Origin of the sequence: Streptomyces eurocidicus (assembly GCF_002891295.1) — a bacterium.
In the GTDB taxonomy this organism is placed as follows: domain Bacteria; phylum Actinomycetota; class Actinomycetes; order Streptomycetales; family Streptomycetaceae; genus Streptomyces; species Streptomyces eurocidicus.
In genome coordinates this window covers 732161-754846 of sequence record NZ_LGUI01000001.1, presented here as the reverse complement: position 1 = coordinate 754846, position 22686 = coordinate 732161, and the positions used below count along the sequence as shown (strand labels likewise).

The 22686-nt window shown below is 73.4% G+C and carries 17 protein-coding genes and 1 pseudogene; 7 read left to right on the top strand and 11 right to left on the bottom strand.

The annotated features are described in order from the left end of the window. Positions 1-3: 3 nt before the first annotated feature. The 7 genes and pseudogenes from melC1 to AF335_RS03285 form a co-directional block, all read right to left on the bottom strand. Positions 4-408, bottom strand: a complete 405-nt coding sequence (gene melC1 / locus AF335_RS03315) for an apotyrosinase chaperone MelC1 (RefSeq protein ID WP_102916696.1) — start codon at positions 406-408, stop codon at positions 4-6. Between the two features lie 439 nt (positions 409-847). Continuing rightward, positions 848-1833: pseudogene (locus AF335_RS03310) on the bottom strand (N-acetylglucosamine kinase). After that, positions 1824-3095, bottom strand: coding sequence for a 6-phospho-beta-glucosidase (locus AF335_RS03305; protein WP_102916695.1), 1272 nt, complete (start codon positions 3093-3095; stop codon positions 1824-1826). The pseudogene AF335_RS03310 and the gene AF335_RS03305 overlap by 10 nt, the downstream one beginning before the upstream one ends. 33 nt (positions 3096-3128) lie before the next feature. After that, on the bottom strand, positions 3129-3992 hold the full coding sequence (locus AF335_RS03300) for a carbohydrate ABC transporter permease (protein WP_102916694.1): 864 nt from the start codon (positions 3990-3992) through the stop codon (positions 3129-3131). A gap of 4 nt (positions 3993-3996) precedes the next feature. Further along, positions 3997-4959: a carbohydrate ABC transporter permease gene (locus AF335_RS03295; protein WP_102916693.1), complete on the bottom strand. Its 963-nt coding sequence runs from the start codon at positions 4957-4959 to the stop codon at positions 3997-3999. Between the two features lie 11 nt (positions 4960-4970). After that, positions 4971-6317, bottom strand: coding sequence for an ABC transporter substrate-binding protein (locus AF335_RS03290; protein ID WP_102916692.1), 1347 nt, complete (start codon positions 6315-6317; stop codon positions 4971-4973). 91 nt (positions 6318-6408) lie between these two features. Further along, complete coding sequence (locus tag AF335_RS03285; protein WP_102917018.1) at positions 6409-7650, bottom strand: ROK family transcriptional regulator; 1242 nt, start codon at positions 7648-7650, stop codon at positions 6409-6411. Between the two features lie 196 nt (positions 7651-7846). Between AF335_RS03285 and AF335_RS03280 the strand changes: the two genes are divergently transcribed. Further along, on the top strand, positions 7847-8365 hold the full coding sequence (locus AF335_RS03280; RefSeq protein WP_102916691.1) for an FBP domain-containing protein: 519 nt from the start codon (positions 7847-7849) through the stop codon (positions 8363-8365). Between the two features lie 19 nt (positions 8366-8384). Here AF335_RS03280 and AF335_RS03275 read toward each other — a convergent pair whose 3' ends face one another. Beyond that, on the bottom strand, positions 8385-9467 hold the full coding sequence (locus tag AF335_RS03275) for a mechanosensitive ion channel family protein (RefSeq protein WP_102916690.1): 1083 nt from the start codon (positions 9465-9467) through the stop codon (positions 8385-8387). 258 nt (positions 9468-9725) lie between these two features. Between AF335_RS03275 and AF335_RS03270 the strand changes: the two genes are divergently transcribed. Then, on the top strand, positions 9726-10262 hold the full coding sequence (locus tag AF335_RS03270; protein ID WP_087928093.1) for an HNH endonuclease: 537 nt from the start codon (positions 9726-9728) through the stop codon (positions 10260-10262). Positions 10263-10334: 72 nt separating this feature from the next. Here the strand turns inward: AF335_RS03270 and AF335_RS03265 are convergent, their stop codons facing one another. After that, complete coding sequence (locus tag AF335_RS03265) at positions 10335-13559, bottom strand: beta-N-acetylglucosaminidase domain-containing protein (protein ID WP_102916689.1); 3225 nt, start codon at positions 13557-13559, stop codon at positions 10335-10337. A gap of 217 nt (positions 13560-13776) precedes the next feature. Here AF335_RS03265 and AF335_RS03260 point away from each other — a divergent pair, with 217 nt between their 5' ends. The 5 genes from AF335_RS03260 (at position 13777) to AF335_RS03240 (ending at position 18728) form a co-directional block, all read left to right on the top strand. Continuing rightward, entirely contained in the window at positions 13777-13980 is a 204-nt protein-coding gene (locus AF335_RS03260) for a hypothetical protein (protein ID WP_102916688.1), read from the top strand. Further along, a complete protein-coding gene (malQ, locus tag AF335_RS03255) occupies positions 13981-16128 on the top strand; it encodes a 4-alpha-glucanotransferase (protein ID WP_102916687.1) in 2148 nt (715 codons plus the stop codon). It abuts the gene before it with no gap. 61 nt (positions 16129-16189) lie between these two features. Next, entirely contained in the window at positions 16190-16408 is a 219-nt protein-coding gene (locus tag AF335_RS03250; protein ID WP_102917017.1) for a hypothetical protein, read from the top strand. Between the two features lie 265 nt (positions 16409-16673). Then, positions 16674-17525 (top strand): DUF5753 domain-containing protein, encoded by an 852-nt coding sequence (locus tag AF335_RS03245; protein WP_102916686.1) that lies wholly within the window; start codon positions 16674-16676, stop codon positions 17523-17525. 228 nt (positions 17526-17753) lie between these two features. Then, positions 17754-18728: an acyl-ACP desaturase gene (locus AF335_RS03240; RefSeq protein WP_102916685.1), complete on the top strand. Its 975-nt coding sequence runs from the start codon at positions 17754-17756 to the stop codon at positions 18726-18728. Between the two features lie 74 nt (positions 18729-18802). On the opposite strand, the gene pepN is transcribed toward AF335_RS03240, so the two are convergent. Both pepN and AF335_RS03230 read right to left on the bottom strand, forming a co-directional pair. Beyond that, on the bottom strand, positions 18803-21370 hold the full coding sequence (gene pepN, locus AF335_RS03235) for an aminopeptidase N (protein WP_102916684.1): 2568 nt from the start codon (positions 21368-21370) through the stop codon (positions 18803-18805). Positions 21371-21451: 81 nt separating this feature from the next. Beyond that, a complete protein-coding gene (locus AF335_RS03230; RefSeq protein WP_102916683.1) occupies positions 21452-22675 on the bottom strand; it encodes a TerD family protein in 1224 nt (407 codons plus the stop codon). Positions 22676-22686 lie beyond the last annotated feature (11 nt).

The following is a 22686-nucleotide window of genomic DNA, read 5'->3' as shown; positions in this document are numbered from 1 at the left end:
GTGTCAGGTGGCGATCGGGACGAGCACGGCGCCGCGGAGCTTGTCGACGGCGGCGCGGGTCACCGCGAGCGGGGTCGCGAAGGTCTCGTAGTGGTTCACGACGCTGATCCAGGTGCCGTCGGCGTTCTGCATCAGGTGCAGCTCCTTGCCGTCGATCGAGGCGGAGAAGCCGCCGTGGGCGGCGTGCTCGCCGGTCGCGGGCTTACCGACGATGCGGCGGCCCTGGTAGACCTCGTCGAACGCGGCGGGAGCGCCGTGGCCGCCGTGGCCGTCATGGCCGCCGTGGCCGGTCATGCCCGCGGTGGCGGTGCGGGCCGCGGCCATGGCGGTCGGCGTGACGAGCGCGGCGCCGGCGACGGCGACGGCGGTTCCTCTGAGCACAAGGCGTCGGGTGACATTGGACGACATGGGTCGTACCCCCCTCGGAAGGATGATCAGGAGCAGAAAGATCACTGATGATCGCGAATGCACCCGCAAATCCCTTTTGATGGCGGTTGCTTCCCGTATTTCGTGATCAATCCGTGCGGCCCGGATGCTTGCACGCCGCCGAGGAGGGCGCGAAACGGTTGACCTCTTTACGGACATTCGGTGCATGAAAGGTCAACTACTGCCAGGGGAGGAATTTCTGACGCATGATCGTATTGACGCGGTGTCAGGAAAATTCACGCCCGGACGGGATCTCGCGCGGAGATTTTGCGGAATTGCCTGGTCCGGGGTGACGCCTCTCACGATGTGAACATGACGTGAAGAGTGCGGTGATCCCATGGATTCCAGCCATGGGTGATGGCCCTTGTCGTAGGGGTTTCCGGCGGCCCCGTGAGAGCCGGGACCGCCACCCACGGCGGACCTATCCGAAGTACGCGCGCAGCCGCTCGTACGCCCCCTCGGGCGCCCCCGCGCGGTCCAGGGCCAGCAGCCCCGCGCCCAGCACCGGCGGTGCCGTGACCACCCGGGGGACCGCCTCCGGCACCCGCTCGGCCAGCAGCTCCACCACCCGGTCGTGCAGCAGGGGATGCCGGGCGGCCAGCACCCCGCCGCCCAGCACCACCGGCACCCGCGCCGCCGTGAGCCCCAGCCTGGCCAGCGCCACGGCGGCCATCGTGACGATCTCCTCCGCCTGCCGGGCGACGAGCGCCCGTGCGACGGGGTCACCCCCGGCGGCCACCGCGAACAGCACCGGCGTCAGCTCGTGCTGCCGGTGCCGCGCCACCCGGCCCAGGTGCAGCGCCTCGATGACCTCGGGCATCCCGGGCAGACCGAAGTGCGCGGGCACCGCGCGGGCCAGCTCGCTCGGCTCGCCCCGGCCGTCGTCCGCGCGCGCCGCCCACCACAGAGCCTCCTCCGCCAGGAACCCGCCGCCGCCCCAGTCGCCCGAGATCCGGCCGATCGCGGGGAAGCGCGCGGTCCGCCCGTCCGGGGCCAGCCCCACGCAGTTGATGCCCGCGCCGCACACCACGGCCACGCCCGCCACCGGGCCGCTGTCGGGCAGGCCCGCCCGCAGCAGGGCGAAGGTGTCGTTGACGACCGTGACCGCGCGGCCCCAGCCCCGGGCCTCGATCTCCGCGGCCAGCGCCCGCTCCTCCACCGGGAGATCGGCGTTGGCCAGACACGCCTGGACGTGCTCCACCACCGGCGGCCCGGGCAGCCCGGCCCGGGCCGCCGCCGCGGCGACGAGCGGCGCGAGGCCGCCACGGCCCGCGCGGCGCCCGCCACCGCCGGCTGGAAGCCCCCGCCGCGCGCCTGCCCGAGCACCGCGCCGTCGGGGCCCACCAGCGCCACGTCGGTCTTGCTGTTGCCCGCGTCGACGGCGAGCAGCACCCCGGTCACGCCCACGCGAGGTGCTCCCGGTTGTGCGCCACCAGCTCGTCGGTCAGCCGGTCCGCCCGCTCGGTCTGGCCGATCAGCGGATGCGCGAGCAGCGCGGCGAACACCCGCTCGCGGCCGCCCTTGAGCGCGGCCTCCAGGGCCAGGTGCTCATAGGCCGTGACGTTCGCGACCAGCCCGGCGAACAGCGGCTCCAGCGGGCGCACCGGCAGCGGGCGCGCGCCCCGCGCGTCCACCGCCGCCGGCACCTCGATCACCGCGTCGTCGGGGAGGAAGGGCAGCGTCCCTCGGTTGAACGTGTTGACCACCTGGACGTCCGCCGCGTCCCCGGCGCCGCCCGCCGGGCGCAGCAGCGAGGCCGTCAGCGCGACCGCCGCCTCCGAGTAGAAGGCCCCGCCCCGCTTCCCCAGCAGCTCCGGCTTCTCGTCCAGCGCCGGGTCGCCGTACATCTCCAGCAGCCGCCGCTCCATCTCCGCCACCTCGGCGGCCCGCGAGGGCTTGGTCCGCAGCTCCCGCACCACCTCGTCGTGCTGGTAGAAGTAGCGCAGGTAGTACGAGGGCACCACGCCGAGCCGGTCCAGCAGCGCGCGCGGCATCCGCAGGTCCTCGGCCACGGCCGCGCCGTGCTCGGCGAGCAGCTCCGGCAGCACGTCCCGGCCGCCGACCGTCACCGACCGCTCCCAGGTCAGGTGGTTGAGCCCGACGTGCTCCAGGGCGACCGCCGCCGGGTCCACCCCGAGCAGCCGGGCGAACTTCCGCTGGAAGCCGATGGCGACGTTGCACAGCCCCACGGCCCGGTGCCCGGCGGTGAGCAGCGCGCGCGTCACGATCCCCACCGGGTTGGTGAAGTCCACGATCCAGGCGTCCGGGTTGCGGCGCCGTACCCGCTCCGCGATGTCCAGCACCACCGGCACCGTGCGCAGCGCCTTGGCGAGCCCACCCGCGCCGGTGGTCTCCTGCCCGACGCAGCCGCAGGTCAGCGGCCAGGTCTCGTCCTGCTGCCGGGCCGCCTGGCCGCCCACGCGCAGCTGGAGCAGGACGGCGTCGGCGCCGTCCACGGCGGCGTCCAGATCGCTGGTCCAGGTGATCCTGCCGGGGTGGCCCTGCCGGGCGAAGATCCGCCGGGCCAGCCCGCCGACCAGCTCCAGCCGGTCGGCCGCCGGGTCGACCAGGACCAGCTCGGTCACGGGCAGCGTGCCGCGCAGCCGTGCGAAGCCGTCGATGAGTTCGGGGGTGTAGGTCGAGCCTCCGCCGACCACGGTGAGTTTCATACGGTCCTCGGTTCCCTAAGGCTCATGGGGGGTTCAGCCCTTCACTCCGGTGAGGGTGACGCCTTCGACGAAGGTCTTCTGGGCGAAGAAGAAGACGAGCACGACGGGGGCCATGACCAGCAGTGTCGCCGCCATGGTCAGGTTCCAGTTGACGCCGTGCGCGCTCTTGAAGGACTCCAGGCCGTAACTGAGGGTCCAGGCGCCCGGGTTCTGCGCCGCGTAGATCTGCGGCCCGAAGTAGTCGTTCCAGCAGAAGAAGAACTGGAACAGCGCGACCGCCGCGATCCCGGGCTTCGCCATCGGCACCACGATCCGCAGCAGCGTGCGCAGCTCCCCGCACCCGTCGACCTTCGCCGACTCCAGATACTCCCGGGGGATGGTGAGGAGGAACTGCCGCAGCAGGAATATGGCGTAGGCGTCGCCGAACGCCAGCGGCACGATCAGCGGCCACAGCGACCCCGAGAGGTGCAGCTGCTGTGCCCAGACCAGGTACATCGGGATGACGATCACCTGGGGCGGCAGCATCATCGTGGCGACGACGAGCATCATGGCGGGCCGCCGGCCACGGAAGCGGAACTTGGCGAGCGCGTAGGCCACCGGGACCGAGGAGCACACCGTGAGGAGGGTGCCGAGCCCCGCGTAGAGCAGCGAGTTGCGCCACCAGGTGAGGAAGCCCGGGGTGTGGAAGACCTCCGTGTAGTTCGACCAGTGCCACTCGTGCGGCCACAGCTCGCCGCTCATCGCCTGCGCGTCGCTCATCACGGAGGTCAGCAGGACGAAGACGAAGGGGAGGACGAAGAACAGGGCGGCGGCCACGGCGGTGGTGTGGACCGCTATCCAGTGCAGGGCGGGCCGGGCGCGGCGCATCGCCGGGGGCCGGGCGTTCGTCGGGGCCATGGTGTCAGTCCTCCGCGCTCAGCAGGCCGGTGCTTCTGCGCATCAGCAACGAGGTCACGGCCATGGCGATCGCGAAGAGCACGAGCGAGAGCACGCACGCGGCACCGGTGTCGAAGTTCTGGAAGCCCAGCGAGTAGACGAGCTGCGGCACGGTGAGCGTCGAGCCGTCGGGGTAGCCGGGCTGGATCACCGAGCCGGGGCCGATGCTGACGCCCGACGCGAGCTTCCCGGCGACCAGCGCCTGGGTGTAGTACTGCATGGTCTGCACGACGCCGGTCACCACCGCGAACATCACGATCGGGGTGATCGCCGGCCAGGTGACGTACCGGAACCGGGCGAGGACGCCCGCGCCGTCCAGCTCGGCGGCCTCGTACTGCTCCCTGGGCACGTCCAGCAGGGCGGCCATGAAGATGACCATCAGGTCGCCGATGCCCCACAGCGAGAGCAGCACCAGGGAGGGCTTGGCCCAGTCCGGGTCGTTGAACCAGTTCGGCGCGGGGATCCCGAGGGCGCCCAGGGCCTCGTTGACCGGGCCCGTGCCGGGGTTGAGGAGGAAGACGAAGGCGACGGTCGCGGTCACGGGCGGGGCCAGATAGGGCAGATAGAAAGCGGTGCGGAAGAATCCCGCCCCGGTTTTTATCCGGGTGACGAGCAGTCCGATGCCCAGCCCGAAGACCACCCGCAGGGAGACCATCACCACGACGAGCCAGAGGGTGTTCCACAGCGCGGGCCCGAAGAGCGGCATCCGGTCCAGCACATAGGTCCAGTTCCGCAGGCCGACGAAGCTCGGCGCCTGGATCTGGTTGTAGTGCATAAAGGAGAAATAGACCGTGGCGAGCAGCGGATAGCCGAAGAAGACGGTGAAACCGATCAGCCACGGTGAGAGGAAGCCGAGGGTGCGCAGCCGCTCGCGGGTGTGTCTGCGGCGCAGTTCGGGGGCCGGTCTGGTGGCCGGTGGTGTCGCCATGGCGGACTCCGTCAGTTCCGGGACTGGAGGTTGTCTTCGTCTATCTGCCGGTCGAGGCGGCGCAGGCCCTTCTCCAGGTCGGGCACCCGGCCCGCCTCCGCCTCGTAGGCGAAGTCCCGGAGCGAGACGATGTACCTCCCGCCGTTGACGGACGGGGGCATGCTGACGCTGCGCGGGTGCCGCGCGATGTCGAGGAAGGTGCGGAAGGCGGGGTCGCGCGCCAGCTTCGGCGAGGCGAGCGCGGCCTTGGTCGAGGGGATGTTGTGGATCGCGTTGGCGAAGGCCACGACCTGTTCGGTGTCGGCGGTCAGGAACCGCACCAGCTCCCACGCGGCGTTCTGGTGTTTGCTGCTGTGCGCGATGCCCGCGACGGTGCCGGTGAGATAGCCGCGCCCGTACGCGTCCGCCTGGTCGTCCGGGACGGGCATCGGGGCCGTGCCCCAGCGGAAGCCGGGCTTCGAGGCGTCCAGCATCAGCCCGCGCCATTCGCCGTCCATGTGCATGGCGAGCTTTCCGGTGAGGAACGCGTTCTGCGAGGACATCTCGTCGCCGAAGGTGGTGCGGAACTTCTCCAGCGGGCCGTAGCCGCCGAGTGCGGTGACCAGGTCGCGCTGTGTGGTGAAGAAGTCCTCGGCCGTATCGCCTTGGGCCAGCCGTGACTTTCCCTCCCCGTCGAAGTAGGTGGGTCCCCACTGGGCGAAGAGGCGGTCCGGGCTGTTCTGGTAGAGCCGGAAGTCGGGCATGAATCCGAGCTGCCGGTACGAGCCGTCGGCGGTCCGCTCGGTGAGTCTGACGGCGGCTCGCCGGAATTCGGACATGGTGCGCGGCGGCCGGGTGATGCCGGCCTTCTCGAAGGCGTCCTTGTTGTAGTACATCCCGAAGGAGTCCGCGAGCAGAGGCAGTGCGCACTGCTTGCCCTGGTAGCGGGTGTAGTCCAGCAGGACCTCGGGGAATATCCGCTCCTTCGCCATGCCGGACTTCTTCAGGAAGGGGTCGAGGTCGGCCCACATTCCCGAGGAGCAGTACTGCCCGACGTTGTCGGTGGTGAACGAGGACACCACGTCGGGGGCGTCGCCGCCGCCCGCCCGCAGGGCCTGGTTGACGGTGGCGTCGGTGACGTTCCCGGTGGACTTCACCCGGATGTTGGGGTGCAGCTTCCGGAACCGGGCGATCGAGTCGTCGATCGCCTCGACCTCGTTCTTCTCCGACCACCCGTGCCAGAACCTCAGGGTGACGGGGGCGGTGGGGTCGTCGTCGGCGCTGCCGGTGGAGGGGTTGGCGCAGCCGGTGAGGAGGAGCGCGGCGGTGGCGAGGAGCGGGACGAGCGCGCGGTGGCGTCTGGTGCGCGGGCGGGGCATGGGACCTCCTTCGCGACGGATGGGGTGGGGGTGGCGTGGGCGGCGGGCCTTCCGCTGCCCGCCCCTTCCCGGTGTCCTCAAGCTCTCCCGGCTATTGCTGGGGGTTCCCCCAGGAGTTGCCTCCGGACGGGCTGTGCACCCCGCCCGTCCGGGCGGGGTGCACCGGGGCGCCGGAGCGGAGCCCGGGTCCGGCGGTGGTGTCGAAGACCGCGTCCCGGGTGGCGGCGAGGGCCGTGTGGAGCGCGCCGCTGAGGATGGGGGAGCCCTCGACCGTGCTCAGCCGGAGCCCCGGCCGGGGCAGGGCCAGCCCGGTCAGCTCGGCCTCGACCAGCTCCCGCAGCCGCTCGCCGCCCGCCTGGCACACCTCGCCGGAGAGCACGATCAGTTCGGGGTCGACGACGGCGACGATCGCCGCGAGCCCCGTGGCGAGCCGCCGGCCCAGCTCGGCGAGGACCGCGTCACCGGGGCCCGGGGTGGCGGCCGCGAGGCGCAGCGCCTCGCCGGCCGTGGCCGCGCCGAGGCCGTGGGCGCGGGCGAGCTCGACGACGGCGGGGGAGCCGACGAGCAACTGGAAGCCGCCGGCGTCCGACGGGCCGCCGCGCGGGGCGAGCGGTGCGCCGGGCAGCGGCATGTAGCCGACCTCGCCCGCGCCCCCGGTGGCGCCGCGCAGCAGGGTGCCGCCGATGACGACGGCCGCGCCCACGCCCTCGTCGGCCCAGAGGAACACATAGTCGCCCGTGTCCCGCGCGGTGCCGTCGTAGCGTTCGGCGAGCGCGGCGAGGTTGACGTCGTTCTCGATGGCGACGGGGGTGCCGAGCGCCTCGGCGAGCTCGGCGCGAAGGGTGCGGGAGTGCCAGCCCGGCAGGTGCGGGGCGTAGCGCAGGGCGCCGGTGTGCGGGTCGAGCGCGCCGGGGGTGCCGATGACCGTGCGGTGCGGGGCGCCGGGGCGGAGCCCGGCGGCGGCGAGGGCGCCGTCCACGGCGCGGACGACCAGCTCGGCGGTGCGGTCGCGGACGTCCTCGGCGGTGGCCGGGGCCGCGACGCGGTGCTCGCCCAGGACCCGGCCCGTCAGGTCGGCGACGGCCGCGGTGATCCCCTCGGGGTCCACGGTGAGGGCGGCGACGTGGGCGGCGCCCGGGTTCACCTCGTACAGCTGGGCGCTGGGGCCCGGCCGGCCGGTGACGTTCCCGGTCGTACGCACCAGGCCCGCGCTCTCCAGGCGGCCGAGGAGCTGGGAGGCGGTGGGCTTGGACAGCCCCGTCAGCTCGCCGAGGCGGGTACGGGTCAGGGGGCCGTGGGAGAGCAGCAGATCGAGCGCGGCCCGGTCGTTCATGGCCCGCAGCACACGAGGGGTACCCGGGATTCCGGCCATGACACCCGCCTGTCGCCGTCTGGGAGGAAAGCAGTCTGTTAGGAAAGTTTCCTATTGGTGAACAGGACCGTAAGGGCAGGTCAGCGCGGCGTCAATGCTCCGCGCGCGAAAAAAATCGTGCGACGTCCGGCTTGTCCCGCTGTTAGCTTCATGACCCATGGAACCGCTGAGTGACAAAGAGATCCGCGCCTCCTTCGTGAACTGCTCGAAGGGTGAGGCGAGCAGGATCTCCCTGCCCCGGGGGCTGGCCGAGCTCCCCTGGGCGGACCTGGACTTCCTGGGCTGGCGGGACCCCGGCGCCCCCGACCGGGGCTATGTCGTCGCCGAGCGGGCCGGAAAGCTCGTCGGCATCACGCTGCGCGTCCCGCAGAGCGGGCCCCGGAGCATGATGAAGTCGTCGATCTGCTCGATCTGCCTGACCGGGCACGTGGCCTCGGGCGTCTCCCTGCTCGCCGCCCGCAAGGTCGGCCCGTCCGGCCGCGACGGCAACACCGTCGGCGCCTATATGTGCGCCGACCTCGCCTGCCCCCTCTACGTACGAGGCAAGCGGAAGCCGCTGCTCACGGCCCGGTACCAGGAGTCGCTCACCGAGGAGGAGCGGCTCACGCGGATGGCCGTGAACCTCGACGACTTCCTGGACAAGGTGTTCCGGACGACGGCCGCGCCGGTGGTCTGAGGGTCCGCCCGCCGTACCCTCACTTGCCGAGCGCCGGCCCCGGCACCGTCTGCACGGGCGGTATCGGGGTCGTCGCCTGCGACTGCGGGGACGTCGGGTTCGCCAGCGCGGAGGGGGCCGCGACGGCCGAGGCCGGGTCGGCCGGGGTCGCCGTCTCCAGCTCCGCGTCCGCCGGGCGGCCCACGATGCGGATGCCCTCCGCGTCCAGCGCCCGCTTGATCCGCCAGCGCAGCTCGCGCTCCACGCCGAGCGCCACGCCCGGCATGGTCTTCGCCGACACCCGGATGACCGCCGAGTCGAGGTAGACCGCGTCCAGGCCGAGCACCTCGACCGGCTCCCACAGCCGCTCGTTCCAGGGCTCTTCCTTGTGCATCTCCTCGCCGACGCGCTCGATCACCCCGCGCACCCGGTCCAGGTCCTCGTCCGAGCGGACCTGGATGTCGACACCGGCCGTGGCCCAGCCCTGGCTGAGGTTGCCGATGCGCTTGACCTCGCCGTTGCGCACGTACCAGATGGCGCCGTTGGCGCCGCGCAGCTTGGTCACACGCAGCCCGACCTCGATGACCGTGCCGGTGGCGACCCCGGCGTCGACCTCGTCACCGACGCCGTACTGGTCCTCCAGGATCATGAAGACGCCGGACAGGAAGTCCGTGACCAGATTGCGGGCGCCGAAACCTATCGCCACACCCGCCACACCCGCGCTCGCGAGCAGCGGGGCCAGATTGATCTGGAGCACGGACAGCACGGTGAGCGCGGCCGTCCCCATGATCAGGAACGAGGCGACGCTGCGCAGCACGGAGCCGATGGCCTCCGAGCGCTGCCGGCGTCGTTCGGCGTTGACGAGCAGTCCACCCAGCGCCGTGCCGTCGACGGCCTGCGCGGTGCGGTTCATCCGCGCTATCAGCTTGGTGATGGCGCGGCGGATCAGCGAACGCATCACGATCGCGATCACCACGATGAGGATCATGCGGAGACCGTTGCTGAGCCAGATGGACCAGTTCTCCTCCACCCAGCCCGCGGCGTCGTTCGCCGTCCGTTGTGCCTCGTCGAGCGAGGTGGGGCGGGGCGTCGAGTCGGCGGCCAGGGCAGCGGACCAGAACACAGCAGGAACCCTCCGTATGAGACACGCCCGCGGCGAGGGGCGGCGCGGGCAGACTCACCACACTAACGGGGCAGCGAAGATCCTCCGCAGCTCTGTTCGAGATGGGACAGGTCTTGGGCGGGGGATGAACACGGTGTGTTCCAAAACACCCGTGGCCCGTTACCTGGTGATGGTGGCGCTCCGACCAGGGGCCGGGGGACACTTGCAGGAGATCGTCCCGGCGCGAGCCACGCGCCGCCGGCGTACAAGGAGGCACCCGTGCCGCATGTCCTGGTCCTCAATGCGTCGTACGAGCCGCTCGGCGTCGTACCGCTCCGCCGCGCGCTCATACTCGTCCTCAACGAAAAGGCGATCAGCCTTGAGGACTCCGGCGCCTATATGCACAGCGCGACCTGCACCGTCCCCGCACCCAGCGTCGTCCGGCTGAAGCGCTTCGTGCGGGTGCCCTTTCGGGGGCCCGTTCCACTCACCCGCCGTGCCCTGTTCGCCCGCGACGGCGGACGCTGCGCGTACTGCGGTGGCGTCGCAACCAGCGTCGACCACGTCGTCCCGCGCAGTCGCGGCGGACAGCACGCCTGGGAGAACGTGGTGGCGGCATGCCGCCGCTGCAATCACGTCAAGGCCGACCGGCACGTCGCCGAGCTGGGCTGGCGGTTGCGCCATCAGCCGGCCCCGCCGTCCGGACTGGCGTGGCGCATCATCGGCACGGGGCATAGGGATCCGCGCTGGCTGCCTTATCTGGAGGCATTCGGCGCGGAGGACGCGATGGCCCGGATCGACGGCATTTCCGCCTGAGTCGACCGGGCCGTCGTCGTATCGGCGTGTGAGCACGCGCGGATGCGGCGGGGGCCCGGTCCCGGGCCGGCCTCAGGGCTTCGCCGCGCCCGCGTCCCGCACCGCGTACGCCTCCACCGCCCACAGCGAGTAGCCGAACCCCGTCGCCCGCCGCTCGCCCTGGACCCGGACGAACCGGGCGTCCGGGGCGTCCATCCGGACCGTCTCCACCCCGCCCCGGCCCGTGGCCACCACCGCCGCGTCCCGCCAGGTGCGCCCGTCCGGCGAGACCTGCACCCGGTAGCGGGAGGGGTGCGCGTCCTGCCAGTGCAGCACCAGCCGCCCCAGCCGGGCCGGGCGTGCCAGCTCCAGCTGCCACCAGGCGTCGTCCACCGGCCGTGAGGACCAGCGCGTCCGGGGGTCGCCGTCGACGGCCGCCGAGGCCGGGAAGCGCGCCCCCTCGTCACCGGAGGAGCTCGCCCGCGCGCCGCGCGCCAGGTCCGGCCCGTCCGTCGCCGGGTACGCCCTTACGGTCAGCGTCCGCTCCTGGTCGCCCAGGAGCACCGGCACCGTGAACGTCCGGGCCGCGCCGCCCGCGGGCACCGACAGCTCGATCCGGGCCGTGGCCACGCCGCCGCGCGCCACCGTCAGCTCCGCCGGGGCCTTCACGACGACCCCCGCCGGCGCCCTTACGGTCAGCTTCTCGCGGACCGGCTCCGGCCGCCGGTTGATCATCCGGGCGGTCGCGGCCGCCGGCCGGCCGCCGATCTCCGCGTCCGCGTCCTCGTCGGTGAGCTCGAAGTCGGCCGAGGGCGTGTCCGCGAACCACGGGGTGATCTCGTGCACGTCGGGCGGCGTACCGCCACCGGTCCACACCAGCCGCAGCGCGTCCGCTCGCAGCCCCTTGCCCGCCGCCTGCGTCCAGCCGCTGTCCGACACCGTCCCCAGCTGCTGCCAGCCCCGGGCGGGGTCGTGCGCCTCGACCCGGCCGCGCACCCCGGCGGAGGGCGCGGTCAGCACGGTGACGGCCGTCAGCGGGCGGGCCCGCGGCAGCCTTACGGTCAGCGGGCCGCCCGGCGCGGGCGTCACCTTCGTGACCGGGTCGCCGTCGGTGGACAGCCCGGCGCCGCGCACCGGCCGGTCCACGCCCGTCCAGCCGTTCGCGCGGGCCAGGGCCTGGTCCAGGAAGGGGGTGAGGACGCCCTTGCCGACCGTCGCCCGGCCGGACACGATCCGCTCGCGCAGCCGCTGCACGTCGAGCTGGGCCCGCCAGGCCGCCCCGCCGTCGCCGCGCGCCTGGGCGGTCAGCATGTCCACCGCCCGGCCGCCCGCCTCGCCGTGCAGCGCCAGCTGCGCCAGCCAGGGCCCCACCTCGTCCTCGAAGCCGTCCAGCGTCCGCGCCAGCCGCTCGGGCGCCTCCCGCATCGTGCGGAACGCGGCGCGCAGCCGGTCGGCCGCCTCGGTGACCCGGGCCTGGTCCGTGCCCGAGAGCGCCTCCAGGAAGCCGTCCAGGAGCGGCCGCAGATACGCCGACTCGTCGCTCCCCAGCACCGAGGAGGCGTCGTTGCCCGCCAGCGCGCGCAGCGCCTCGCGGGCCGGGGCGTCCGGGCCCGCCAGGTCGTCGACGGCCGCCCGCCAGGATTCCTGCGGGCGGTAACCACGGGGGTTCCAGGCGTAGTCGGCGGCGGTGAACAGGGGGATCCGGGCCGCGGTCGGCTGGGCGGAGGCGTTGGCCAGCAGGGCCGCCGAACCGGTCGCCACGGCGGGCTCCCGGCCGGTGTAGGGCCCCAGGAAGATACGGTCCTGCGCGAAATCGTTGACCGGGTAGTTGTCCATCGTCACCAGCGGGTGCCCGAAGGCGGCGCGGGCGTCGGCCAGTTCACCGCCGGTGATGGTCTTGGGCACCACCCCGACGCCGGTCCAGGCCACCTCCACCCGGGGGTCCAGCGCGTCCGCGAGGGCCCGCCGGAAGGCCGTCCCCCCGTCCTGGTAGTACTCCGTGGGCAGCAGCGACAGCGGGGCGGCCGCGGCGCCCTTGGCCGCCAGGTGCGCGGCCAGCGCCCCCGCGACCTTCGCCTGCGCCTTCGCCGCGGCCCTGGGCCCGCGCCCGAACTCCTCGGCGTCCGCGTCGCAGTGCCACTCGCTGTAGCTCACGTCCTGGAACTGCAACTGGAAGGCGCGGACGCCCAGCGCCCACATCCCGTCGACCTTCCGCTTGAGGTCCCGCAGGTCCTCGGCGGAGGAGAAGCACATCGACTGCCCCGGCGCGACCGCCCAGCCGAGGGTCACGTGGTTGCGGCGGGCGCGCTCGGCCAGGGCGCGGAAGTCGGCGCGCGCCCCGGCGGGATAGGGGGCGCGCCAGCGTGCCTGGCGGTAGGGGTCCTCGCCGGGCGCGTACAGATAGCGGTTCTGCTTGGTGCGGCCCATGAAGTCGAGCTGCGCCAGCCGCTGTTCCTGCGACCAGGGCGTGCCGTAGAAGCCCTCGGTGAGCCCGCGCACCGCGGCGCCCGGCCAGTCCCGCACCACGGCGCCGGCGAACGCGCGGCCGCCGGCGGGATCGCCGGTGTCCACGGCGAGCTGCCGCAGCGTCTGCGCGGCGTGGAACAGCCCGTCCTCACCGGCGCCGGCCAGGCCCGCCGTGGGCCGGCCGTCGACCTCTCCGGTCGCCAGGCGGTAGCCGCCCCGGGGCAGGTCGCCGGCGGCGGGCGCGCCGAGGGCCCGCAGGGCGTTCTCGGCGGCCTGTCCCCCCGCGTAGACGATGAGCCCACTGGGCGGCGGGGTGCCGCCCGGTGCGGCGTCGACGACCGTGCGGGCGCCGAGGCCGCGCAGGATGCCGCGGAGGGCCTCGATCGCGTAGGGGTCGGTGCCGGGGTCGGCCATCACGGTGACCTCGTCACCGATCCGGGCGTACGGGCCCCTGGCGCGGGCGCTCTGCGGCCGCGGCCAGACCGGGGGCAGGGCGGTCTCGCCCTCGCGGTCGGGGACGGTCGCCGCGGTGCCGTCCGGGCGGGGGGCGGCGAGGGCGCCGGGGGAGCCGCCGAGCAGCCCGCCGAGCAGCGCGGCGGCCAGCACGGTGACGCCGGCCCGGCGGGGGTGGGGGAGATACGGGGGGCGGGGGACGGCGGGAGAAGCGGGAGAGGTGTCGTCGCCCCGGAAGTGCACGGCCGTCTCCTCGCCCTCGGATGTCCCGCTGGTCCCTGCTGGTCGCTGAGGGGCGCCGCCCGTCCCCGGCGGGCGGCCCCTGCCGGTTCCCGCCGGCCCCTTCGCCGGAGCCCGCCGCGGAGCCCCGCGCCGAGCCCAGCCGGAGGTCGAGCCCATCACCAGCGGATGGACGTGTCAACGGACGTGACCGAAGTGCCTGTATTGCCCGGCGCGTCGGCGTGTGGACGTAGTTTCGAAGGGTGCAGAAAGGGCCAAAGATGGGGTGTCACCTGGACTTCCGTCCCAAAGTCCGCTTCTCGGCATCCGTACGTCTGGGCCCGCCGTGAGTGGGTAGGGCAGACGTGACCCACTGCCGTCATCCCAGGAGGCCCCCGTGGCCGCGTCCGCTCAACTCCTGCTCTCCGGCCTCACACCCGCCGCCTGCCTGCCCGGCCCCGCGGACGCCCCGCTGACGAGCGAGCCGCCCCTCGCCGACGCCACCCCGCTCACCAGCGAGCCCCCGCTCACCACCGAACCGCCCCTCACCAGCGAACCGGCCGTGGTCGCGGCATCCGGCACGGAGCACACGGAGGTCTGAATGGGCCGAGCGCGGCTCGCCGCCCTGCACGGCGTCGCCACCTCCCACGAGCCCTCGCCCGGCACCGGCGCGCCGGTGCCCGAGGACACCGTCGTCGCGGTCCTCGCCGCGCTCGGCGTCGACGCCTCCACCCCCCGCGCCGTCCGGGACGCCCTGGAGGCCCACGCCCGGGCGGAGCGGCGGCGACTGCTCCCGGCCACGGTGGTGCTCCGGTCGGGAGCCACCGGAGAGGCGCGCGGGACGGCGCCCGCGCTGGACGCACTCCCCGAGGGCACCACCCTGCGCGTCGACACGGAGGACGGCGACAGCCTCCCGTGGGCGTACGGGGACGCCGCCGCCCGGGAGCTCCCGTTCGGCCGCCACCTGCTGCGCGCCCACGCCCCCGACGGCCGCGCCGCCACCGCCTCGCTGATCGTCGCGCCCCACCGGCTGCCCGCGCCCCCCGAGCGCGGCCACGGCTTCCTCGTGCAGCTGTACTCCCTGCTGTCCGCCCGCTCCTGGGGCATGGGCGACCTCGGCGACCTGGCGGAGCTCGCCGCCTGGTCCGGCCGCGCCTTCGGCTCCGACTTCGTGCAGGTCAACCCCCTGCACGCGGCCGTGCCGGGCACCGGAGGCGCCCCCACCGACCCCTCGCCGTACCGGCCCTCCTCCCGCCGTTTCCCCGACCCCGTGCACCTGCGCGTCGAGGACGTCGCCGAGTTCGCCTACCTCACCGGGGCCCGCCGGGACGCCGCCGACCGGCTGCTGACCCGGGCCGCCGCCCTGCGCGACGCCGTCCTGACCAAGGGCGAGCTCATCGACCGGGACGCCGTCTGGGCCCTCAAGCGCCGCGCCCTGGAGCTCGTCCGCGCCGTCCCGCTGTCCCCCGGCCGGCGGGCCGCCTACGACGCCTTCCTCGCCGGCCAGGGCCAGGCCCTCGACGACCACTCCACCTGGTGCGCCCTCGCCGAGGCGCACGGCCCCGACTGGCGCTCCTGGCCCGGCGGCCTGAAGGACCCCCGCTCCGCCCGCACCGCCCAGGCCCGCGGCGAGCTCCTCGACCGCGTCGACTTCCACTGCTGGCTCGCCTGGCTCACCGACCAGCAACTGGCCGCCGCCCAGCGGGCCGCCCGGGAGGCGGGCATGCGCGTCGGCCTCGTCCACGACCTGGCCGTCGGCGTGCACCCCTCGGGCGCCGACGCCTGGGCCCAGCAGGACGCCTTCGCCGCCGGCATGTCCGTCGGCGCGCCCCCCGACGCCTTCAACTCCCGGGGCCAGGACTGGGGTCTGCCGCCCTGGCGCCCCGACGCCCTGGAGGCCACCGGCTACGGCCCGTACCGCGACCTCCTGCGCGCCCTGCTGCGGCACGCCGGAGCCCTGCGCATCGACCATGTGATGGGCCTCTTCCGGCTGTGGTGGGTGCCGCAGGGCAAGGAGCCGGCCCAGGGCACCTACGTCCGCTACGACCCGGAGGCCATGCTCGGCGTCCTCGCCCTGGAGGCCCACCGCGCGAACGCCGCCGTGGTGGGCGAGGACCTGGGCACGGTCGGGCCGGGCGTCCGCGAGGCGCTCGCCGAGCGCGGGGTGCTCGGCACCTCGGTCCTGTGGTTCGAGCGGGACTGGGCGGCGGGTGACGGCCGGGCGGAGCCGCTGGAGCCCGCCCGCTGGCGCACCGAGTGCCTGGCCACCGCCACCACCCACGACCTGCCGAGCACCGCCGCCCGGCTCACCGGCGACCATGTGGAGCTGCGCCACCGCCTGGGCCTGCTCGGCCGGCCGCTCGCCGAGGAGCAGCGCGAGGACGCCCGGGAGGTCGCGGAGTGGCTCGCCCTCTTCGGCCGCCTGGGCCTGCTTCCCGACGGTCCTTACGGTGAGGAGGACGCGGTCCGGGCCGTCCACCGCTATCTCCTGATGACCCCCGCCCGGATGACCGGCGTCTGGCTCCCGGACACGGTCGGGGACCGCCGTCCGCAGAACTTGCCGGGCACCTGGGACCAGTACCCGAACTGGCGGCTGCCGCTCGCCGACGCCTCGGGACGGCCCGTGCCGCTGGAGGAGCTGACCGTCTCGCCACGGCTGCACGCGCTGATGGAGGCGGTCGGTGCCCGGCGGCAGGCCGCCGATAGGCCACCCCGGGCGCGCGGGGCGCGCGGCGGTCCGATACGTTGAGCCCGTGAGCAATAAGGTCAACAAGAACGCCGTGCGTGCCGGTGCCATCGCCACCGGCACGATGCTGATGCTGCTGATGTCGTCCCCCGCGTTCGCGCTCACCCGCGACGACGGCGACGACCCGGGTCCGGGCCTGAGCGTGATCAACACGCTCGGCCTCTACGTCGCCGCTCCGATCGTGCTGTTCCTGGTCATCGCGGGCATCACCATGGTCGCCGCGCGCGGCTCGGACAACCCCGCCACGCACGGACACAACACCCACCACCCGCGTACGCGCTGACACCGTTCGCCGCTGACACGAGCCCTTCCGCCCGGCCCCCTCGATCCGTAAGGACCAGGGGCGCCGGGCGGCGCTGTTTCCGGGACCGTCTCCGGGGTTGCTCCCAGGGCCGTTTCCGGGACCGGCCGCCGGGTACCCGCCCCGCAGGCCCGTCCCCCGCACCACACACCCGTGCGGTCTCCCCGCCGAGCCCGCCTCCGGGTGCGCGCACCTGTGGGAGGGTGGCCGGGGAGACCCATGGGCGTCGAAGCGGAGGGCCGTACCCATGCCACCGAGAAGCAACCCGACGGCACGCCAGGCCCGATTAGGCGCCGAGCTGCGGAAGCTGCGGGAGGCGTCCGGGATGCCCGCGGGGGAGGCCGGGGCCCTGATCGGCGGCGGCGCGGCGGGCATCGGCCATATCGAGGCCGGGCGCTGGGGCGTGAGCGCCGAGCGGGTGCGCCGGCTCGCCGCGCACTACAGAGCGGGTGACGAGCGGCTGGTCGGCGCGTTGTGCGCGATGGCCGAGGAGCGCGGGCGCGGCTGGTGGGAGGAGTTCCGGGGCGTCCTGTCGCCCGGCTTCCTCGATGTCTCGGAGCTGGAGCACCACGCCACCGCCCTGCGGCTGATGCAGCTCACCCATGTGCCGGGGATCTTCCAGACGGAGGAGTACGCCCGGGTGGTCTTCGGCAGCGCCCGGCCGAGGCTTCCGGAACGGGAGCTGTGCGCCCGCGTCGCGCACCGCGTCGGCCGCCGCCGGGTCTTCGCGCGCACCCCGGCGCCGGAGACGGAGGTGGTGGTCCACGAGGCCGCCCTGCGGATGCGCTACGGCGGCCGCGCCGTCCAGCGGGCGCAGCTGGAGTTCCTCACGGAGGCCGCGGGCTGGCCGCACGTCACCCTTCGGGTGATCCCCTTCGACGTGGACGGCCTCATCGGCACCGCCCAGTCGATGCTCTACGCGGTGGGCCCGCTGCCGGAGCTGGACACCGTGCAGATCGACAGCGCCTTCGGCGGCGGCTTCGTCGACGCGTACGCCCTGGTGGCCATGTACCGCGAGCTGTTCGACTCCCTGGCGGGGATCGCCCTCCGGCCCGAGGAGTCGCGCAAGCTCGTCCACCACGTGGCCCAGGAGCTGTGACCGCTCCCGTACCTCCTTCCCCGTCCGGCGCGCCCGTCCCCGACTCCGCTCGGTGACCGGCCGCCCGGCTGGATGACCGGGAACCCGGCCCCCGCACCCGCCACGCACGGTTGCGGGGGCCGAGTGGTATCCCCGCCACCTGGAGTGTTTGGTGTTTACGGCCCACTTAACCTACGGTGTCGTAACCTACGGAGCCGTAAGTAAGATCATCCCCCTCAGGAGCTGTCTGTGACCGTCGCCCCCCTCCGTCACCACGCTCGGGCCGTATGGAGCGACAGCCGCCTGCTGTACGCGCTGGAAGAGGTCGTCGAGACCGAGATCAACCGGCATCTGAAGGTCGCCAAGGAGTGGATGCCGCACGAGTACGTGCCCTGGAGCGACGGGCGCGACTTCGACGGTGTGATGGGCGGCGAGGCGTGGGCGCCGGAGCAGTCCAAGGTGACCGACATCGGGCGCACCGCCCTGGTCGTCAATCTGCTGACCGAGGACAATCTCCCCAGCTACCACCATGAGATCGCGTCCCTCTTCGGGCGCGACGGCGCCTGGGGCACCTGGGTGCACCGCTGGACGGCGGAGGAGGGCCGGCACGGCATCGTCATGCGGGACTACCTGCTGACGTCGCGGGCCGTGGACCCGGTGGCGCTGGAGCGGTTCCGGATGCAGCACATGTCGGAGGGCTTCGAGTCCGACAACCGGCACAGCATGCTGCACTCGGTCGCCTACGTGGCCTTCCAGGAGCTGGCCACCCGCATCTCGCACCGGAACACCGGCAAGCACTCCGGCGACCCGGTCTGCGAGCGCATGCTCGCCCGGATCGCCACCGACGAGAACCTGCACATGGTCTTCTACCGCAACCTGCTCGGCAAGGCTTTCGAGCTGGCGCCCGACCAGACCATGGCCGCGGTGCGCGACGTCGTCGTCGGCTTCCGGATGCCCGGCCACGGCATCCCCGGCTTCGAGCGGGCGGCCGCCCAGATGGCCATCGGCGGGATCTACAACCTGCGCATCCACCACGACGACGTGCTCCAGCCCGTCCTCCGCTTCCTCAAGGTCCTGGAGATCGGCGGGCTGGGCCCGGACGGTCTGCGCGCCCAGGAGGAGCTCGGCCTGTTCATGAACGGCCTGGACGGCGAGGCGACCCGGTTCGACGAGCGCCGTGCCGCGCTGCTGGCCCGGCGCCGGGCGCGGGCCGAGCAGGGCTGAGCCCGCGGACGAAGACACGGGTGCCCCCGGCCGTTCCCACGGCCGGGGGCACCTTTCTCGTGTCAGGAGGGGCGTCAGGCGGCGGCCGCGTCCGCGCCCTGGGCCTTCAGGGCGCGCTCCACGCCCGCGCGGGCCTCCGTCACCAGCCGGCGCAGCGCGGCGTTCGGCTCGGCCGAGGCCAGCCAGGCGTCCGTGGCGTCCAGCGTCTCCTGGGAGACCAGCAGCGACGGGTAGAGGCCCACCGCGATCTGCTGGGCGATCTCGTGGCTGCGGGACTCCCAGATCGACTTCACGACGGCGAAGTACTTCTCCGCGTACGGCGCGAGCAGCTCGCGCTGGTCGGCCTGGACGAAGCCGCCGATGACGGCCTCCTGCACCGCGTTCGGCAGGTCGCCGGAGTCCACGACGGCCTTCCACGCCTCGGCCTTGGCGTCGGCGGTCGGCCGCGCGGCCCGCGCCGAGGCGGCGTACCGCTCGCCCGCCGAGGTCTTGTCGCGCTCCAGCTCCGCCGCGATCGCCTGCTCGTCCGCGCGGCCGGTCGCCGCGAGGCGCGCCAGCAGTGACCAGCGCAGGTCGGTGTCCACGGCCAGGCCCTCGATCACCCGGGTGCCGTCGAGCAGCGCCGCCAGCAGGTCGAGCTGCTCCGCCGTGCGGGCGGTGGCCGCGAAGGCGCGCGCCCACGCCAGCTGGTGGTCGCTGCCCGGCTTCGCCGCGCGCAGCTGCTCCAGCGTCGCCTCGGTCCACCGGGCCAGACCGGTCTCGCGCCAGTCGGGGGCGGCGTAGAGGTCCAGGGCGAGCTTCGCCTGCCGCTGGAGGGACTGGACGACGCCGATGTCCGACTCCTTGGCGACGCCCGAGAGGACGAGCGCGAGGTAGTCGCGGGTGGCCAGCTCGCCGTCGCGGGTCATGTCCCAGGCCGAGGCCCAGCACAGGGCGCGCGGCAGCGACGCCTCGAAGTCGCCGAGGTGCGCGGTGACGACCCGCAGCGACTCCTCGTCCAGGCGCACCTTGGCGTACGACAGGTCGTCGTCGTTGAGGAGGACGACCGCCGGGCGCTTGCGGCCGACGAGCTCCTCGACGGCCGTCAGCTCGCCGTCGACGTCCAGCTCCACGCGGTCCGTGCGGACGAGCTTGCCGTCCTGGAGCTCGTAGAGGCCGACGGCGATGCGGTGCGGGCGCAGCGTCGGCTCGCCCTTGGCGCCGGCGGGCAGCGCGGGGGCCTCCTGCTTGACGGCGAAGGACGTGATGACGCCCTCTCCGTCGACCTCGATCTCGGGGCGCAGGATGTTGATGCCGGCCGTCTCCAGCCACGCCTTCGACCAGGTCTTCAGGTCGCGCCCGGAGGTGTCCTCCAGCGCGCCCAGCAGGTCGGTCAGCCGGGTGTTGCCGAAGGCGTGCGCCTTGAAGTAGGTCTGGACGCCCCGGAAGAACGCCTCCTCGCCCACATAGGCGACGAGCTGCTTGAGGACCGACGCGCCCTTGGCGTAAGTGATGCCGTCGAAGTTGACGAGCACGTCGTCGAGGTCGCGGATCTCCGCCATGATCGGGTGGGTCGACGGCAGCTGGTCCTGCCGGTAGGCCCAGGTCTTCATGGAGTTGGCGAAGGTGGTCCACGAGTGGGGCCACTTCGAGCCCGGCGCCGCGGCCTGGCAGGCGATCGAGGTGTAGGTGGCGAACGACTCGTTCAGCCACAGGTCGTTCCACCACTCCATGGTGACCAGGTCGCCGAACCACATGTGGGCCAGCTCGTGGAGGATGGTCTCGGCCCGCGTCTCGTACGCCGCGTCCGTCACCTTCGAGCGGAAGACGTACTGGTCGCGGATGGTGACCGCGCCGGCGTTCTCCATCGCGCCCGCGTTGAACTCCGGCACGAACAGCTGGTCGTACTTGGGGAAGGGGTAGTCGTAGGCGAACTTCTCCTCGAACCACTCGAAGCCCTGCCGGGTGACCTCGAAGATCGCGTCGGCGTCGAGGAACTCGGCCAGCGAGGGGCGGCAGTAGATGCCCAGCGGGATGCTGCGGCCGTCCTTCTCGTAGGAGCTGTGCACGCTGTGGTACGGGCCGGCGATCAGCGCGGTGATGTACGTGGAGATGCGCTGGGTCGGCTCGAAGCGCCAGATGTTGTCGGCCGGGCGCTCGGGCGTGGGCGAGTTGGAGATGACCGTCCAGCCCTCCGGCGCCTTCACAGTGAACCGGAACGTCGCCTTCAGGTCGGGCTGTTCGAACGAGGCGAAGACGCGTCGCGCGTCCGGCACCTCGAACTGCGTGTAGAGGTACGCCTGCTGGTCGACCGGGTCGACGAAGCGGTGCAGGCCCTCACCCGTATTGGTGTACGCGCAGTCCGCGACGACCTTCAGCTCGTTGCGTCCGGGCAGCAGGCCGGGCAGTGCGATGCGGCTGTCCCGGAACACCTCGGCGGCGTCCAGGGCGGTCCCGTTCAGCACGACCTCGTGCACTGCGGGCGCCACCAGGTCGATGAAGGACTCGGCCGCCTCGGCCGCCTCGAACCGCACCACGGTCTCGGAGCGGTACGTACCGCCCTTCTGGGCGCCGGAGAGGTCGAGGTCGATCTCGTAGGAGTCGACGGTGAGCAGGCGCGCGCGCCGCTGCGCCTCTTCGCGGGTCAGGTTCGTTCCAGGCACCTGGGCATCTCCTTGACATCGTGACTTTCCGGCCATCCTTCCACGGCGGCCGGACGGGTGTGGATCAGCGGGGGAGGGGGATCAGCGGCGGAGCGAGCACGTCCAGGAGCCGTCCGCCTCGATCTTCAGCAGCCCCGGGCCGGACAGCGGGGCGCCGACGTCGACCCGGCCGATCTCGTTGACGAGCAGATCCCCCCAGGCATCGGGGTCGTGGGGGACGTGTTCGACCGAGAAGTTGCTCTCGCCGCGGTGGGCGAAGGAGCCGACGCCCTGGCCGCCGCGGTGGATCAGGACGTCCGGGCCGCGGCCCTGCACGGGGGCCGTGGTCAGCTCCCGGGCGGCGTCGACGGGGAGCACAGCGAGGGTCCAGGCCCGCTCGGCCTCGATCCGCAGCGTCAGCGGGCGGTCCTCGGGGACCTGGGCGATGGTGCGGCCGCAGAGGGGCGCGTCGCCGTAGTAGAAGAGCAGTGAGTTGTCGGTGCGTCCGTAGGCGTCGCAGTCCGAGACGCCGACGGAGATGTTGTCGCGCGTCTCCACCTGGAGGAGGACCGGGCCCGGCGGCAGCGTCCGGTCGAGGGTCAGGGTCTCGTTGCCACGGCCGTGGCGCACCACGGGAGCGAAGGCCGGGAAGCCCGGGGCCGCGCCGGCGGGCGGTGCGAAGGTCGGGTGGTGCTGCGACGCGGCGCCGGGCGGCCCTGCGGGCATAGGCGGGGCGGGCATGGGAGGGGCGGGTACGGGAGGTATGCCGGGCGGCTGTGGCGCGGCGTCCTGCGGGGCCCCGTCCACGACGATGCCGAAGTCCGTCGCGAGCCCGGCCAGCCCGGCGGCGTAGCCCTGTCCGACCGCCCGGAACTTCCAGCCGCCCGCGCGCCGGTAGAACTCGCCGAAGACGAAGGCCGTCTCGGTCGTCGCGTCGCCGATCGGGAAGTACGCGACGGCGGTGCCGGTGGCGGTCGCCACGCGGATGTCCAGGTCGGGCACCCGCCCGAAGGTGCCGCCGTCCGCCGAGGCCGACACCACGATCCGCTCGACGCCGGGCTCCACCAGGGCCGGGTCCAGGGTCAGCCAGTCGGCCCGGGCGCCGGCCGCGCCGTCGGACTTGCCCAGGTGGCGCACCGCGCCGGACGGGTGCGCGGGCTGATTGTAGAAGACGAGGTCGGCGTCGCCGCGGACCTTGCCGGTCGGGCCGAGGAGCAGTGCGGAGAGATCCACGTCGGGCGCTCCGGCATCGGCGCGCCAGCTGACGGCGATGTGCAGGAGTTCGACGGGTACGGGCAGATTGCCGCCCTTTGCTATCCGGGTCATGATCGAACTCT

Bases quoted from the DNA above. Each gene is read 5' to 3' on its own strand.
- melC1 (WP_102916696.1), bottom strand. From the start codon at position 408: ATGTCGTCCAATGTCACCCGACGCCTTGTGCTCAGAGGAACCGCCGTC.
- AF335_RS03305 (WP_102916695.1), bottom strand. From the start codon at position 3,095: ATGAAACTCACCGTGGTCGGCGGAGGCTCGACCTACACCCCCGAACTC.
- AF335_RS03300 (WP_102916694.1), bottom strand. From the start codon at position 3,992: ATGGCCCCGACGAACGCCCGGCCCCCGGCGATGCGCCGCGCCCGGCCC.
- AF335_RS03295 (WP_102916693.1), bottom strand. From the start codon at position 4,959: ATGGCGACACCACCGGCCACCAGACCGGCCCCCGAACTGCGCCGCAGA.
- AF335_RS03290 (WP_102916692.1), bottom strand. From the start codon at position 6,317: ATGCCCCGCCCGCGCACCAGACGCCACCGCGCGCTCGTCCCGCTCCTC.
- AF335_RS03285 (WP_102917018.1), bottom strand. From the start codon at position 7,650: ATGAACGACCGGGCCGCGCTCGATCTGCTGCTCTCCCACGGCCCCCTG.
- AF335_RS03280 (WP_102916691.1), top strand. From the start codon at position 7,847: ATGGAACCGCTGAGTGACAAAGAGATCCGCGCCTCCTTCGTGAACTGC.
- AF335_RS03265 (WP_102916689.1), bottom strand. From the start codon at position 13,559: ATGGGCTCGACCTCCGGCTGGGCTCGGCGCGGGGCTCCGCGGCGGGCT.
- malQ (WP_102916687.1), top strand. From the start codon at position 13,981: ATGGGCCGAGCGCGGCTCGCCGCCCTGCACGGCGTCGCCACCTCCCAC.
- AF335_RS03250 (WP_102917017.1), top strand. From the start codon at position 16,190: ATGCTGATGCTGCTGATGTCGTCCCCCGCGTTCGCGCTCACCCGCGAC.
- AF335_RS03245 (WP_102916686.1), top strand. From the start codon at position 16,674: ATGCCACCGAGAAGCAACCCGACGGCACGCCAGGCCCGATTAGGCGCC.
- AF335_RS03230 (WP_102916683.1), bottom strand. From the start codon at position 22,675: ATGACCCGGATAGCAAAGGGCGGCAATCTGCCCGTACCCGTCGAACTC.